This is a genomic window from Streptococcus mitis (assembly GCF_002860865.1).
GTDB classification, from domain to species: Bacteria; Bacillota; Bacilli; order Lactobacillales; family Streptococcaceae; genus Streptococcus; species Streptococcus mitis_AT.
In genome coordinates, this window is sequence record NZ_PKIE01000001.1 from 563068 (window position 1) to 579831 (window position 16764).

Below are 16764 nucleotides of genomic sequence, written 5' to 3' on the forward strand. Positions count from 1 at the left end.
TTGAAACTCTTTTATTTTACATCAACCTTATTATCCCATCGCCTGAGTACATCCTTTAAGGGTTCATCCAAGTAAGAGTAGGATTTTTCCTTTATCCAATCAGGAATACCATAAGCTGCCTCTGCTATGCTGCCAGTGATTGCAGCAAGTGTATCACTGTCGCCACCAAGTGAGATGGCATTTCTTATAGCATCTTCGAAATCTGTACTTTCAAAAAAGGCAATAATGGCCTGAGGTACAGTGTCCTGGCATGTTTCGTTGAAACGGTATGTAGGGCGAATTTCATCTAAAGTTTGAGATAGATTGTAGCCGTATTCCTTCTCAATATAATCCTTAATCCGTTTTTTACATTCGGTAGGATTGTCGTTAATTGGTTGCTCATATTCGCTACAATAACCACCAAAATAAAATCGACATAGAAAGATAGCATCAGCTGTAGCCATGGCACCTTTGATACCTTCTGGATGGTTATGAGTTACCTCTGCAGAAAAACTAGCAAGTCTTCTAGATGATGGCCACATACCAGCTCTTGCATAAAAACTACGGTCCATGACCCAAGCACAGGGAGAAACACGCATAGCTGATCCATTCTCCCGAAGCTATTATAAGGCTCACGGTTATCACTGTTTAGCCATGCATTAAACCGAGCACCATAATCAGCATCCGGATACATTCTGCCATATTTCTTCATAGCGTCAATAAAGTCATCCTTTTGCTCACCATTCATGATTGCTTCTGCGACAGCACAGGTCATAACCGTATTATCTGTGAAAAAGCAGTCTTTCCGAAATAAAGGAAAGTCCTTTGATTTGATATTGTTCCACTAGTAAACCGAGCCAACAATGTCTCCAACGATTGCTCCGAGCATGGTATTCCTCCTTGTGAACTCTTGGTTTAGACTGATATTTCTACTTCCTAAAGTCGTTTATTCTATCAGCATATTCTGTCAAAAGATTCTTTGAATAAATTTTTTCATTCCTTGAATTTCTAACTTCTTTCCAAAGAATAGAAGCTACTTTTAACTTGTTTAAGTAGTTACGACTATTTTCGTCTGCACAGAAGTCCTTTAAAAATTGGTTCCATTGACAAACTGAATGGTCATACTTAGCATAATCTGAATTTCCATAATAGACTTTTAGCATATCTTGGATTGTAAAACTCAAATCATTTTCTCTTTTTACTTTTCTCCAAGCTGTAGCCATATCAGCAGTAAATTTAAAAGGTGAAACATCTGTTAAAGTTGAGAAATATTCTCTAAAGTAAGTGTTAAAGGAGAATCCACATTCAAGTAAGGACGTATCTAAGGTGATAGCTTCCAATCTTTTCTTATTTCTTTTTGTGGGTGATTTTTTAATAAAATTTCCCTTAAAGTACTGCTCAATAATATGATTGAGTTCTTGTTTGGTACCTCTATATTCAAGTTCCAATATCTTACATATCTGTGAAAGTTCATCACGATACCAATAATATTTATTAAACTCATCAAACGAAGTGATTTTATCAAATTCTGGTCTGTTCTCTATCAATATTTTAGCTCCACAAAAAAATTTAGGTTTTCATCTTAAAATAATGGAGTTTTAGTTTCTTTATTTTGAGCATTAGCTCCGTTTCACTAACAAACTCACACACTCGACGTGGTGCGTTTGAGGAAATAAGTCCACCGGCTGGACTTTCTTCACTTCATATCCTAACTCTTGGTAGAGTTTAATATCACGCGCCATGGTGGCGACATTGCATGAAATATAAGCAATACGGTCTGCTCCTGTTTGAGCGCTTGCCTTGATAAAGCTCTCAGTGAGGCCTTTTCTTGGTGGGTCCACTAGAATAACGGTTGGTTGAATACCTTCCTTGAGCCAAGTCTTCATGGCGTTTTCAGCTGTGTCACAGACATAGTGGGCATTTGATATATTGTTGAGTTGAGCATTCTTCTTGCTATTTTCAACCGCTTCTGGAATTACTTCCACACCATAGACTTCCTTGACATGTTTCGCAACAGAGAGGCCAATCGTCCCGATACCAGAGTAGGCATCGATAACCACATCATCTGATTTTAATGCTGCAAAGTCAATGGCTGTCTGATAAAGTTTTTCCGCCATTTCTGTATTAACTTGGTAAAAGGCTGGACCAGCGATTTGGTAGTCATTTCCCAACATCTGGTCAGTGATAAAGTCTTGTCCATAAAGTGTGCGCCATTCCTTACCAAAAATAGCATTGGTATTCTGGTCGTTGATATTTTGCATGACAGACACAATCTCTGGGAACTGCTTGATGAGTTGTTCAATTAATTGCTCCACTCGAAAAACTTTAGGACGAGTTGTTACCAAAATAGCCATAATTTGCCCTGAATAGTGGCCACGACGCACCACAAGATTCCGAATCAAGCCAGCTTGTTCCTTTTCATCATAAGGTTTCAAATCATAACGACGGAGCAAGTCACGTAGGGCTACAACTACCTCATCAATCACAGGATCTTGGATAAAGAAATCTTCTAGAGGCATGAGGTCATGGGAATTCTTACGGAAAAATCCTGTTTCCAAGACACCATTAACACGACGAACAGGCACCTGCGCCTTGTTGCGGTACTTGACTGGATTTTGCATACCAAGTGTTTCAGCAACTTCTACATTTGCAATTCCAGCAATCTTGTAGAGACTATCCTTGACCTGCTTGGTTTTAAATTTGAGCTGTTCTGAATAGGAAAGATGACCTAAATCAGCGATTCCTGAACGCAGGTAAGCCAAATCTAGATTTTGATTACGGTGTGGCGACTGTACAAGGTATTCTTCAACCTTCCCAAAACCAATCTTTTTATTAACCTTGAGGACACGCATAAGGATTTTTTCACTCGGTAAAGCATTCTCTACAAAAAAGACCAAACCATCTACCTTGGCAACTCCTGCACCCTCATGGGTCAAGTCAACAATTTCAACTTCTACAATATCATTTTTCTTTAACATTCTCTTCTCTTTCTATTGGCCGACAAAAAAGACGGCAACGTTACGGTTACCATCTATTATACCATGAAATTTGTAATCAGATTCTCTTTATCTATGCTAGTTCATTTCTTTAAATGCTGCTTCTGCATCCGCGTTGCTGATAACACCAAATTGTATCTTTCCAATCTTTCCTTGGCTATCAATTAGGTATTCTGTAGGAATGCTTCGAATTTGATAAGCTTGGAAGGTAGTTGCTTTAGTATCATAAAGAACGGGAATATCCTTATAACCTTGATCTTGGAACCATTGTGGGAATTGCTCAACAGTTTTTTCACCTTGAATTCCTGGTGCAATGACACTAAGAATTTCGAAATCGCGATCTGGTTTCGCAGCTAATTCCATCAACTCAGGCATACTTTTCTTACATGGACCACACCATGAAGCCCAAAATTTCAAGTAGACTTTTTTACCCTTATAATCAGATAACTTAACTTCTTTACCATCCATAGATTGCAAGGTAAAGTCTGGAGCCTCTTTTCCAACAGCAATTTGTTGTACAGTAGTTTGTTGTTTTGGCTGTTGTGCTGCTTGAGACTTTTTAGTCTCTTCCTCACCACAGGCCATCAATACGACTAATGACAAGAGGCTTAAGCCAGCAAACATTACTTTTTTCATCTTTTTCTCCTTTATTCAAAAATTCCAGCTAGAACATTTACTTGTCCTAGTATTAACAAAATTCCCATTAAAATAATGAGGAAACCACCAATTTTCTTTAGTAGCATCATATGACGCTTTATTTTACTAAAATAAGGCATGACTACACCTGAAGCTAGTGCCAAGACTAAGAAGGGAATAGCCATCCCTAGAGTGTAAATAAGAGTATAGATAGCACCTTGCCAAGCGCCATTGCCTCCAGAAGCCGCAAGCGCTAAAACCGAACTCAAAACTGGACCAATACAAGGCGTCCAACCGAAGCTAAAGGTAATACCGAGTAAAAAGGCTGACCAATAACGATTGGCTTCTGATTTCTTAAAAGTTAAGCTTTTTTGAACCTCTAATTTCTTAAAATGAAAAATTTCCATCTGGTGAAGGCCTAAAATGATAATAATCGTACCCATGGTATAGCGAAACCAATTGGCATAGAGAATATTACCAAAGTAACCAGCTCCAAATCCTAGAATAAAGAAAATGAGTGAAATACCTGCGATAAAGCAAAGCGTTCGAATCAAACCTGACCAAGCAACTTTTCTACCAAATAAAGAAAAGCTTTTTGCACTTTCTTGATCATCCAGCAAAATTCCAGTATAAACTGGTAACAGAGGAAAAATACAAGGGGAAAAGAAAGACAAGACCCCTGCTAAAAAAACTGAGATTGAAAATACTAGCGTTTCCAATAAAGAACCAACTTTCTTAAGAATTTAAACCTATTGTACTATAAATATTAAAATTTGTATCAAGTTTGCTACGGTTAGCTGTATTCACTATGACGTTATAATGAATTTGACCTAAAATAGTACACCATGGTTTCTATAGCAGATTGAAATAAAATCTAGAGAAATCAATTAATTATAAAACATTATTAGAAATTGAATTGAATTTCGCATTCAAGGTGTTCGATTTTTTCATTTCACTATAGATAAAAGAAAAAATTGAAGAAAATTGTCCAAAGAGCCCTTTTCTTCAATCTAGCTTTGATTATTTTAATAAGTTCCTTCTTCACCTTGACTAGTCAAGATAACAGGTCCATCTTTTGTAATGACAAATTGGTGTTCATACTGACATGACAATCCACCGTCAATGGTCTTATGCGCCCAACCAGTCTTCATATCTGTATCAATTTCCCAGTCACCAGTATTGATCATTGGTTCAATGGTCAGCACCATTCCTTCACGGAGACGAAGCCCACGACCAGCAATACCATAGTTAGGAACCATTGGTTCTTCGTGCATGGTTGGGCCAACACCATGACCAACCAAATCACGCACTACACCGTAACCACGACTTTCAGCGTATTCTTGAATGGCTGCACCGATATCACCAATACGATTTCCAACAACAGCTTGCTCAATCCCTTTATACATAGCTTCTTTAGTTACATCCATCAATTTTTTCACTTCTTCAGACGGTGTACCAACAGCATAAGCCCAACAAGAGTCTGCTAGACCACCAGAGTAGCTCTGAGTGTATTTTTTCATTTGCTCCACATTGTTGAAGTTTAATTTTGAGACATTCAGGTCAGATTTAGCAATTGGGCCTCCCAAAACCATGTCAACCTTGAGCAAATCACCATCTTTCAAGATATAATGACGAGGGAAAGCATGAGCTACTTCATCATTAAGAGAGCAGCAAGTAGCATAAGGATAGTCCATCATGGCACCGTCAACACCAATCTGAAGCGGAAGGAAATTTTCTTCCTTACAACGACGGCGAACATACTCTTCTACTTCCCACATATCAACGCCAGGCTTAATCAAATCACGTAAGCCGATATGAATACTTGCTAGAAAATCACCAGCCTTGTCCATAGCTTCGATTTCACGAGCTGATTTTAATGTTATCATTTTTTCTCCTAGTTTCTAATTAATTTTAACAGTCACATTTGCTTTTGAAACAATCTGATGACCATGATAAATATCGTAATCAATAATGGCTGATCGTCTAGTATGATGGATAATGCGTGCTTGAATGCGCAGTATATCATCTATCTGAACAGCCTGCAAAAAGTAGACTAGCATCTGCTCGATAATGAGATTGCGCCCACTATTCACAACTAAATCTTGGGTCATGTGAGTCAAGATTTCTGCCAATACACCATTAGCCAAAACACCATTTTTCTCTAGCATAAAGGGTTCCACTGTAATGACTACTTCATCATGGTGATAAGAAAGTTTTTGACCAATCTGCTCTGAAAAAGTTGGTAAAGCAGAGACTTGGGATCGACTCATCTTCTCCATGACATCTCGTCGTGTCACAGCTCCAAGCAAGGTTTGATTATTCCGAACAACCGGTACCATTTCAAAGTCTTCTGCGATCATCCGTTGACTCACATTGGCAATATTTGTCGATAATCCAACTAAAAATAGACTACGAGACATGACCTTGTCAATTGTGGTGCTTGGTGACTTATCACCAGCGTCTCTCATGGTTACAACACCAACAACAACCTGATGTTGATTAATAACTGGAAAACGACTGCTTCGATTCTTACGTACCAAGTCCAAATAATCTTTAACGGTGTCGGTCTCTCTCAGAAAACCATATTCATGACTCGGACGGTAAAGTTTCTCAACTGTCAGAATATCAGTCTTGATTTGAACATTTGACAAGGCTTTATTAATCATGGTCGCGACAGTGAAAGTGTCATGTTTGCTTCTTAAAACTGGAATCCCTTTTTGATTGGCCAGTTTAAGCACATCATCATGAACATGAAAACCACCTGTAACCAAAACGGCATTTTCATTTTCCAGCGCTAGTAATTGGATACGGGTCCGGTCTCCGACAATCAAGAGTCCCCCATCATGAAGGTAAGACAAGATATTTTGTTCAGTCATAGCACCGATTGAGAACTTACTAAATTCTCTTTCTAAACCTTCTTGCCCAGCCAGAACCTCAGAAGAAGTCACTTCTGCAATTTCAGCAAAAGTTAATCTTTCAATAGCAACTTTCTGTGATTTAACGCGGATAGTACCACTTCTTGGTCGAGTCTCCACAATTCCACGATTTTCAGCTTCCTTGATAGCGCGATAAGCCGTTCCATCACTGACTCCCAGATGGTTGGAAATACTACGAACACTAACCCTCTTTCCGACAGGTAATTCCTCCAAATAACTTAGAATTTCCTGATGCTTACTCATTGAATTCTCCTTGTACATACCGAAATTCAAGATAATCCCGCATTTTTCTTGTGTAACGATCACTTCCCTTAAACTGACGGAACAAACTAAATCCAGCCTTAAGAGCAACTCTTTGGCTAGCTTCATTTTCAAGGTGGGTAATGATGGATAACTGTTTTAAGCCAAATTCCTCAAAAGAAAGCTGACAAATTTTTCTAACAACCTCTGTCATAAATCCTTGCGACCAAGCATCTTTTCTCAAAAAATAGCCAAGCTCAGCTTCTTTTTTGATTTCATCTAACTTCTCAAATTTAATAGAACCAATCATTTGTTGATTTTTCTGGTCACAAATAGCCCACACTCCCAAAGGGGACTTCATAAAGTAATTGGCCAGTGCATATTGACTTTCTTCCAGACTTGCCTGAGTTGGGAAAATAAATTGAAGATTTTCTGGATTTGAAGCTATCTCGTGGAAGTCTTGACTATCACTAAAAAAGAAAGGACGCAAATACAAGCGATCCGTTTCAAAAAAAGAAAACATTGCTAATTTGGTCCAAATATTCATAAACACCTCTACGGTTTAATCCTCAACAAGTGTAATATCCGCTCCTAGATTACGTAATTTTTCAATAATATCAGAATAACCACGTAAGATAAACTCGATATTTGTAATTTCAGTTTTACCTTCAGCCATAAGCCCAGCAATGACTAGTGCAGCCCCAGCTCGTAGGTCAGTCGCTTTAACACTTGCCCCACGCAAATCACGTCCACCTGTGTACAAAATATGACCATTTGTTGTCGAAATGTCCGCATCCATCTTTGCTAATTCAAAAACATGATTTACACGTTTTTCATAAATCGTATCGACAATTGTACCACGACCATTAGCTGTTAGTAGAAGAGGGGTAAGCGGTTGTTGCAAATCAGTTGCAAAGCCCGGGTAAGGAGCTGTCTTAATATTGATTGCTTTCAAATTAGACTGCTCTTCGACAAAAATGCTGTCTTCAGATACAGTCATTCTCACTCCCATTTCTTCCAGCTTAGCAATAAATCCTTCTAGGTGTTCGTAAAGAACATTATTTATACGAATCCCCTTGCCGACTGCAGCAGCTAAAGAAATATATGTTCCAGCTTCGATACGGTCTGGAATCACCTGATGACGGGTTCCATGTAATCTTTCAACACCATCAATAATGATGATATTAGTTCCTGCACCGCGGATATGGGCTCCCATATTATTCAAGAGAGTAGCTACATCAATAATTTCAGGTTCACGGGCTGCATTTTCAATAATGGTACGACCATTTGCTTTAACTGCAGCAATCATCGTATTGATCGTTGCCCCTACACTAACCGTATCCATGTAAATACTTGCGCCATGAAGTCCTGTATCTTTAGCAGATAACTTCATGTTATCTCCCTCGTAGCTAACAGTGGCACCCATAGCTTCAAAAGCCTTAAGGTGTAGGTCAATCGGACGAGGACCAAGATCACATCCTCCCGGTAGACCAACTGTCGCTTCACCAAAACGGCCTAAGAGGCTCCCATAAAAATAGTAAGATGCACGAAGACTGTTAATTTTACCATAAGGCATTGGAATATTTTGAACACCTCTTGGATCAATCTCCAAGACATCGTCATAACGCTTAACAGTAGCTCCCATCAATTCCATAATTTCGACAAGACTGGCTACATCCGAAATATCTGGAACACAATCCAAAGTCACCACATCATCAGCCAATATGATAGCTGGAATTAAGGCCACAACGCTATTTTTAGCACCACTAATAGTGATTTCACCTTGTAGTGGTAATCCACCATTGATAACAATTTTTCTCATTCTAAGTTTTCAATACTCTTTCAAGATTTCTAATAAGGTCTTTAAAATAAAGTATATCATAAATTTATCCTTTTTTCCATCCTTTTCAATTTTATTGGATAGTAAGCAATAAATAAGATTAAGTTGAAAGGTTTAGTCCATATTTTACGAAACATCTTTTGATACTAAAAAAGCCTAAATTAAGAATTATAAAATACCCCAAAAATTAGATTTTCACTATCTAACTTTTGAGGTATCGTTCAACTATAAAAATAATAGTCTTTTGGGGTGTTAATACTATGTGGAAATCAAAAACAACTCATGTCTGTGTCACCTTACAGATAATCTACTACCGACCTTCTCATCTCTATATTCAATTACAAATAGTCGTATTTAGTTGATTCAGAACAAACTTCCGAGTTTTTTTATTAAGCATTGGAAGTGGGTTCTTTTTGATTCTCGTTCAGCAGGTTTTAAGACTTGTCCTATCCAGATAATATCTTTTCTGCAACCCACAATGACTAACAAATAGCTTTTCTTTACTCTACTACCGCTTCAGCAATTTCTTCACGGCTAATACCAGCGAAGTAGCGTGTAATATCAATGGTTTCTAGGGCTTTAAGAACATCTTCGCGTTCGTATTTCACTCCACGAAGGACATCTTCTACAGCTGCAACGTCTTCGATACCAAAGAAGTCACCATAAATCTTGATGTCTTGGATTTTTGATTCTACGACATTAGCAAATACTTCAACCTTACCACTGGTGAATTTTGTACCACGACGGACGTTAAATTCAGGTGATTTACCGTAGTTCCAGTCCCAAGTTCCAAACTTGGTATCCTTGATGCGATTGATTTCAGCCAATTCTTCCTCAGAAAAAACGTATTCAGTCATCTCTGGGTACTCTTTTTTCATGTATTCCAAGAGTAAATCACGGAATTCTTCGACTGTGATTTTTTCTGGTAGTTCATTGACAATATTGGTGACACGGGCACGAACCGATTTCACACCTTTTGATTCAAATTTATCCTTTGAAACCTTAAGAGCGTTAGCAAGGACTGACAAATCAACGTCAAAGAGCAAGCAACCATGGTGCATGATACGGCCGTTGATATAGGCTTGAGCATTGCCACAGAACTTCTTACCATCAATCTCAAGGTCATTACGGCCTGTGAACTCAGCTTTAACCCCAAGTTGAGCCAGGGTATTGATAACTGGAGTTGAGAAGCTCTTGAAGTCAAAAGCCTTGTTTTCATCTTCTTTTGAAATGATCGTGTAGTTGAGGTTATTTAAATCGTGGTAAACAGCTCCACCACCGCTGATACGGCGGACCACCTCAATACCATTTTCTCGAACATAATCACGGTTGATTTCTTCGATAGTATTCTGGTGACGACCAACAATGATAGATGGTTTATTGATCCAAAGTAGGAAGATTTGATCCTCATCCAAAAGATGTTTAAAGGCATATTCTTCCAAGGCGATATTAAAAGCGGTGTCGTTTGAATGATTGATAATATATTTCATGAGATACCTTCTTATACGATAGAGACTGGAAATAACCTTCCAGTCTAATCTATCTTTCTTTTATTTTTTCTTAGGTGAATGGATGGCCATTCCTAAAACATCCGCAAATGCTTCGTACATCACTTCAGAGTAGGTTGGGTGTCCGTGGATAGTCTTCAGCATTTCTTCAACAGTGATTTCCATTTCAATAATGCTTGATGCCTCGTTAATCAATTCTGCAGCTGCAGGACCGATAATATGAACACCAAGGATTTCCCCGTATTTCTTATCAGCGATGACTTTTACGAAACCTTGAGCTGCATCTGATGCAATGGCACGACCGTTAGCAGCAAAGTTGAACTTACCGATGGCAACATCGTATTTCTCACGAGCTTGTTCTTCTGTGAGACCTACTGCTGCTACTTCAGGAAGAGTGTAGATAGCTGCTGGAGTCAAGTTCAACTTAGCAACAGCATGGTTTCCTTTAAGGGCATTTTCAGCGGCAACTTCCCCCATACGGAAGGCTGCGTGCGCTAACATCTTAGTACCATTAATATCACCTGGTGCGTAGATACCTGGAACAGAAGTTTCCATGTATTCGTTGACCTTGATACGACCACGATCCAATTCAAACTCAACCTCTCCAATACCTTCAAGGTCTGGCACACGACCAATTGAAAGAAGAGCTTTGCTTGCGATGATATCATCTTTTCCTTCAACCTTGATACGAAGTTGACCATTTTCCTCAATGATTTCTTGCAGTTTAGTACCAGTCAAGATGGTCATTCCTTTACGTTCTAGGATCAAGCGAAGGTTCTTAGAAACTTCAGCGTCCATAGCTGGGACGATACGGTCCATCATTTCGATGACAGTTACTTTTGAACCAAATGTCATGAAGGCTTGTCCAAGCTCGATACCTACGACACCACCACCGATGATAACAAGACTTTCTGGTACTTCATTCATTTCAAGAATGTCATCACTAGTCATGACAAGTGGAGATTCCATACCAGGGACGTTGATCTTGCTGACTTTTGAACCGCCGGCAAGGATGATTTTCTTGGTTTCAAGCAATTCAGAACCATTTACCAAGACATTCTTATCTTTAGTGATGGTACCAATACCTTTATGTACAGTAACTCCGTAGCTACGAAGAAGACCTGCAACCCCACCAACCAAGGTATTGACAACCTTAGACTTGGTTTCAAGGAGTTTGTCCATATCTACAGTGAAGTTAGGATTTTCAATCATGATACCACGGTTTGCGGCATGACCGATGTTTTCGATAATTTCAGCGTTGTGAAGATAGGTCTTAGTTGGGATACAGCCACGGTTCAAGCAGGTTCCGCCAAGTTCAGATTTCTCAACAAGGGCAACCTTACCGCCGAGTTGGGCAGCTTTAATGGCTGCAACATAACCAGCAGGACCTCCACCAATGACAACGATATCAAAGGCATCATCGCTCTTACCATCATCGTTTGAGGCACTTGCTGCAGGTGCTGGGCTAGCTTCTGGCACTGCTGCTCCAGCTGTTGGGATGTTTTCGCCTTCTTCACCAAGGTAACCGATAACTTCCGTTACAGGGACAGTTTCACCGTCCCCTTTAAGAATAGCGATCAAATAACCGTCTTCTTCTGCTTCCAATTCCATGCTGACTTTGTCAGTCATGATTTCCAAAAGGATTTCTCCTTCTTTTACAAATTCTCCGACTTTTTTATTCCATTGGACGATTTGTCCTTCTGTCATATCCACGCCAGCTTTTGGCATAATTACTTCTAAGGCCATGTCTTCCTTCCTTTATCTATATCTTTAAAATGAATACTCTTGTTCTTAAATCAACATTGAGATTGGATTTTCAATTAATTCTTTCAAGTCTTTCATAAACTTAGCACCAGCCATACCATCTACAACACGGTGGTCAATTGTTAAACCAAGACTCATAATAGGACGAATCACAATCTCACCATTGACAACAACTGGCTTCTCGATTGTCGAACTGACTCCAAGGATAGCTGAGTTGGGTTGATTGATGATAGGACCGAAGGACTGAACCCCAAACATTCCCAAATTACTGATTGTGAATGTTGAATTCTGCAGTTCGCTTGGAGCCAATTTACCATCCAAGGTACGGCCAATAACATCTTTAAAGGCTACAACCAACTCTGACAGACTCATCTTCTCAGCATTGTAAACAACTGGTGTCATCAATCCATTATCCATTCCAACTGCCATGGCAAGATTGACATAGTTGTGAGTGATAATGGTCTTGCCATCTTCTGTCAACGAAGCGTTGATGTATGGGTGTTTCATAAGAGTCTTAACAACTGCAAGTGAAAGAAGGTCTGTTACAGTGGTCTTCTTCCCAGTTGCTTCCATGATTGGCTCAAGAACCTTCTTACGAAGAGCCAACATTTCAGTCATATCAACTTCATAGTTGAGAGTGAAGGTTGGCGCAGTCAAGTAAGATTCAACCATGCGTTGGGCAATAACCTTACGCATTGGTGTCATTGGGATACGTTCAATTTCACCGTATGGTGTTACGTTAGCAGGAACTTCTTCCACTTTTTCAATCTGAGCAGGAGACTTGATGGTATCGTTTTCAATATTTTCAGGAAGCAAGGCCAAAACATCCTTCTTCATGATTTTACCACGATGACCAGTTCCTTGGATTTCCTGCCAAGCAATGTTATGTTCGAGGGCAATTCGTTTTGCAAGTGGCGAAATGCGAACCACGTTTGTGTCTTTATAAGTTTCCACGTCTTCTTTGTGGACACGACCGTTTGCACCTGAGCCAGAAACGTCGTAGAGGTTGATCCCTAAATCATCCGCTAACTTTCTAGCTGCAGGAGTCGCTCTTAGCTTGTCATCAGCCATGACCTCTCCAATTCTATTTATGATACAAAGGGCGTTTAAAAGCGACCGAAAAATAGGAAATCAACGTAGACTTCGATGAAGTTAAGGAGATTAATCTTTTTCCGAGCTTTTAGCCCGTGCTCAACTCTACAAGTAACTTGGACACGAAACGCGTCTCAAGTTACTACGGTTGCCGCTATAACGCGGTCAACCTTGTAGACTTACTAAATCTTTCGTCGGTTATTATCGAACCGACTTTTCATGTGACAGATAACATTGACTTTACATAACTTATCTTATGTAATTCTATTCTTTGTTATAAGTCTTACGGATGGCATCTTTGATGCTTGCAACTGTTGGAATCATTGCATTTTCTAGGTTTTGCGCATAAGGCATCGGCACATCTTCTCCTGCACAGCGGCGGATTGGTGCATCTAGATAGTCAAACGCTTCTGACTCTGAAATAATAGCTGAAATCTCTCCGATATAGCCACTTGTTTTGTGGGCATCGTTGACCAGAACAACCTTACCAGTCTTCTTCACTGAGTTGATGATGATATCCTTATCAAGCGGAACAAGGGTACGTGGGTCAACAATCTCAACAGAAATTCCTTCTTCTACTAATTCTTCAGCAGCTTGAACCACACGGCGAAGCATTTTCCCGTAAGTAACAACTGTTACATCCGTTCCTTCGCGTTTGATTTCCCCAACACCAAGTGGGATTGTGTAGTCTGGATCAACTGGCACTTCCCCTTTTTGGTTAAATTCTGACTTGTACTCAAGAATGATAACTGGGTTGTTATCACGGATAGAAGACTTGAGCAGTCCTTTCATGTCCGCAGGTGTACCTGGAGCCACAACCTTAAGTCCAGGAATATGAGTAAACCAAGACTCTAGTGATTGCGAGTGCTGGGCTGCAGAACCAACTCCGTTACCAGCAGCGCATCGTACAGTCATTGGAACCTGACCTTTACCACCAAACATGTAACGAGTTTTAGCAGCTTGGTTGACGATATTGTCCATGGCAATGACAGAAAAGTCCATGAAAGTCATATCGACGATTGGACGAAGTCCTGTCATGGCTGCTCCTGCTGCTGCTCCTGAAATGGCAGCCTCAGAAATCGGACAGTCACGAACGCGTTCTGGACCAAATTCTTCAAGCATTCCAACAGAAGTACCGAAGTCTCCTCCAAAGACTCCGACGTCTTCTCCCATCAAGAACACATTTTCATCGCGACGCATTTCCTCAGACATAGCAAGGATAATGGTGTCACGGAAGGACATTGTTTTTGTTTCCATTTTATCTCTTTCTCCTTAGTCTGCGTAAATATCTTCAAATGCTGATTCAAGCGGTGGGAATGGACTTTCTTCAGCAAATTTAACAGAAGCTTCTACTGCTTCCTTGACTTGTGCTTGGATTTCTTCCAATTCTTCAGCGCTAGCAATGTTATTGTCAATAAGGTAATTGCGAAGGTTTTCAATTGGGTCTTTTTGTTTCCACAATTCCACTTCTTCGCGAGTACGATATTTACCAGGGTCTGATGATGAGTGACCAAGCCAGCGGTAAGTGACACTTTCAATCAATACTGGACCATTGCCACCACGAACATGGTCTACTGCTTTCTTAAATCCTTCATAAACGTCGATGACGTTGTTTCCATCTTCAATAAACATTCCAGGAATTCCATAAGCTGCGCTACGATGATGGATATGTTCCACGTTAGTCATTTTCTTGATATCCGCAGAGATACCGTAACCGTTGTTAATGCAATAGAAAATGACTGGCAGGTTCCAGATAGAAGCCATGTTCACTGCTTCGTGGAAGACACCTTCGTTAGTAGCTCCATCTCCAAAGAAGCAGACGACGATTTTTCCAGTATTCTGCATTTGCTGACTGAGGGCTGCACCAACAGCTATTCCCATACCACCACCTACGATACCATTGGCACCGAGGTTACCAGCATCAAGGTCAGCAATATGCATAGATCCACCTTTACCTTTACAGGTTCCAGTGTATTTACCAAGGATTTCAGCCATCATTCCGTTTAGGTCAATTCCTTTGGCAATAGCTTGTCCATGACCACGGTGGTTTGATGTGATCAGATCATCTGGATTGAGAGCTAACATAGCCCCCACGTTAGCGGCTTCCTCTCCAACAGAAAAGTGCGTCATTCCTGGCACTTTCCCCTTCTTTACTAATTGCGCAATTTTTAAGTCCATGCGACGGATTTCTTCCATCTTGCGGAACATTTCTAGCAAAAGATTTTTATCTAAAATTGACATCTTCTTGCCTTTCTAACTTTCTTCTTACCTTACTATTCTACCGTTTTTGGTAAAGACTGTCAAAGTTTTTCTAAAAGAAATTTCACAAAATAAAAAAGAAAACCCCATAGAAATAAGGGATTTCCTTATCAAGAATATTTTTTCACAAACTTTTTATCGTTTGGATTTTGCTAAAGATTCAAATCTTTTCATAATCACTGTCAAACGCCAACGGTAGAGAACGCCACTCACTATTAGACTAATAATCAAACCAATCCAGTAAGAATAAGCTCCAAAATCCGTTAGAGAGTCGAATATCATAGCTACTGGGAGTGTCACCCCCCAGTAACCAACCAAACCAAGGTAAAAAGGAATAACTGTATCCTTATAACCCCGTAAAATTCCCTGAAGCGGTGCCGCAAAGGTATCTGCTAACTGAAAGAAAAGACTATAAGTTAAAAAGCGCGCTGTCAAATCAATAAATTCTGGGTCGTTACCATAAAGACTGGCCACATTTCCCCTAAAAATGTAAAGAAAGGTTAAGGTGAAGGCCGCAAAAATGAGGGCAGTCCATCTTCCTAGACCAATATAGGTTTTCACATCATCAAATCGCTTAGCTCCCACTTCATAGGAAACGACAATAGCCATAGCCGATGAAATACTCATAGGAAAGGCGTACATGAGAGTTGAAAAGTTCATAGCTGACTGGTGACTAGCGATAATCAAGGATGAGAACTTAGCCATAATCAAGCCAACCACTGAAAAGATAGCAACTTCCGCAAAGACGGTTCCCCCAATAGGTAGACCTAAGCGAACTCCTTCCTTGATTTTATCCATACTAAGTGGAATTCGTCTTTCAAGATGTAGGGCTTTGAGCTTCTCCTGCTTAAATAAAACCAGAACAGAAATTCCCAGCAAGATCCAGTAGGCCAAGGATGTTCCTAAACCAGCACCAGCCCCTCCCAATTCTAGAACACCATAGGCCCCGAAAATCAAGAGATAGTTAAATCCACTATTGAGAGGGAGTAACAAAAGCATGAGGTACATGGACAGCTTGGTCAAGCCCAGCGAATCCAGCAAGGAACGAATGACACTAAAGAGCAACAAGGGGATAATTCCGATAGATAAAAACCAGAGATAACGAACCGCTACTGCCGCTACCGGTGCTTCTAACCCAATATGATTCAAAACAGGTGGTGCCAGGAAAAGTACTAGTCCCAGCAAGACCACGGATAGGCCCAAGGCCAAATAAATAAACTGGTAAAAATCAGACGAAACCTCTTCCTTTTTGTCTCGACCAAGATGGTGACCAATGATGGGCACCAGGGCTGATACAATCCCTGTCAGAAATGTAAAGAAAGGATTCCAGATACTGGTGGCCATAGATACACCAGCCAAGTCCATGGTATTGTATTGGCCAGTCATAGTCGTATCAACAAAGGAGGCCGAATAATTGGCAAATTGATAAATCAGGATAGGGAAAAATATCTTTAAAAATAAGATAAATTTGTCTTTAAAATGATGGGTTTGGTACATATAGGCTCTCTATTCTT

14 protein-coding genes and 1 pseudogene are annotated in these 16764 nt (G+C 40.0%); all 15 read right to left on the reverse strand.

The window, feature by feature from the left end:
- Positions 1-11: 11 nt before the first annotated feature.
- The 15 genes and pseudogenes from CYK18_RS02765 to CYK18_RS02835 all read right to left on the reverse strand — a co-directional run bounded on the left by CYK18_RS02765 (position 12) and on the right by CYK18_RS02835 (position 16747).
- Positions 12-814 (reverse strand): annotated as a pseudogene (locus CYK18_RS02765) (ADP-ribosylglycohydrolase family protein).
- Positions 815-908: 94 nt separating this feature from the next.
- A complete protein-coding gene (locus CYK18_RS02770) occupies positions 909-1526 on the reverse strand; it encodes an SAP domain-containing protein (protein ID WP_101781954.1) in 618 nt (205 codons plus the stop codon).
- 72 nt (positions 1527-1598) lie between these two features.
- Complete coding sequence (gene rlmD, locus CYK18_RS02775; RefSeq protein ID WP_101784913.1) at positions 1599-2957, reverse strand: 23S rRNA (uracil(1939)-C(5))-methyltransferase RlmD; 1359 nt, start codon at positions 2955-2957, stop codon at positions 1599-1601.
- 96 nt (positions 2958-3053) lie between these two features.
- On the reverse strand, positions 3054-3611 hold the full coding sequence (gene sdbB, locus CYK18_RS02780) for a thiol-disulfide oxidoreductase-associated lipoprotein SdbB (protein WP_101784915.1): 558 nt from the start codon (positions 3609-3611) through the stop codon (positions 3054-3056).
- A gap of 11 nt (positions 3612-3622) precedes the next feature.
- A complete protein-coding gene (ccdA2, locus tag CYK18_RS02785; RefSeq protein WP_101784917.1) occupies positions 3623-4330 on the reverse strand; it encodes a thiol-disulfide oxidoreductase-associated membrane protein CcdA2 in 708 nt (235 codons plus the stop codon).
- Between the two features lie 306 nt (positions 4331-4636).
- The gene (locus CYK18_RS02790; protein ID WP_101784919.1) at positions 4637-5497 is read right to left on the reverse strand and encodes a methionyl aminopeptidase; all 861 of its coding nucleotides are present in this window, start codon (positions 5495-5497) and stop codon (positions 4637-4639) included.
- A gap of 15 nt (positions 5498-5512) precedes the next feature.
- Entirely contained in the window at positions 5513-6790 is a 1278-nt protein-coding gene (gene spxR / locus CYK18_RS02795) for a CBS-HotDog domain-containing transcription factor SpxR (protein WP_101784921.1), read from the reverse strand.
- Complete coding sequence (locus tag CYK18_RS02800) at positions 6783-7334, reverse strand: GNAT family N-acetyltransferase (RefSeq protein ID WP_101784923.1); 552 nt, start codon at positions 7332-7334, stop codon at positions 6783-6785. The genes spxR and CYK18_RS02800 overlap by 8 nt, the downstream gene beginning before the upstream one ends.
- 15 nt (positions 7335-7349) lie before the next feature.
- On the reverse strand, positions 7350-8609 hold the full coding sequence (locus CYK18_RS02805) for a UDP-N-acetylglucosamine 1-carboxyvinyltransferase (RefSeq protein WP_101784925.1): 1260 nt from the start codon (positions 8607-8609) through the stop codon (positions 7350-7352).
- A gap of 518 nt (positions 8610-9127) precedes the next feature.
- A complete protein-coding gene (locus CYK18_RS02810; RefSeq protein ID WP_000873998.1) occupies positions 9128-10117 on the reverse strand; it encodes a lipoate--protein ligase in 990 nt (329 codons plus the stop codon).
- Positions 10118-10177: 60 nt separating this feature from the next.
- On the reverse strand, positions 10178-11881 hold the full coding sequence (lpdA, locus tag CYK18_RS02815; protein ID WP_101781961.1) for a dihydrolipoyl dehydrogenase: 1704 nt from the start codon (positions 11879-11881) through the stop codon (positions 10178-10180).
- A gap of 45 nt (positions 11882-11926) precedes the next feature.
- Entirely contained in the window at positions 11927-12970 is a 1044-nt protein-coding gene (locus tag CYK18_RS02820) for a dihydrolipoamide acetyltransferase (RefSeq protein WP_101781963.1), read from the reverse strand.
- A gap of 285 nt (positions 12971-13255) precedes the next feature.
- Positions 13256-14248, reverse strand: coding sequence for an alpha-ketoacid dehydrogenase subunit beta (locus tag CYK18_RS02825; protein WP_101781964.1), 993 nt, complete (start codon positions 14246-14248; stop codon positions 13256-13258).
- A gap of 15 nt (positions 14249-14263) precedes the next feature.
- A complete protein-coding gene (locus CYK18_RS02830) occupies positions 14264-15232 on the reverse strand; it encodes a thiamine pyrophosphate-dependent dehydrogenase E1 component subunit alpha (protein WP_101781966.1) in 969 nt (322 codons plus the stop codon).
- A gap of 153 nt (positions 15233-15385) precedes the next feature.
- Positions 15386-16747, reverse strand: a complete 1362-nt coding sequence (locus CYK18_RS02835) for an MATE family efflux transporter (protein WP_101784927.1) — start codon at positions 16745-16747, stop codon at positions 15386-15388.
- Positions 16748-16764 lie beyond the last annotated feature (17 nt).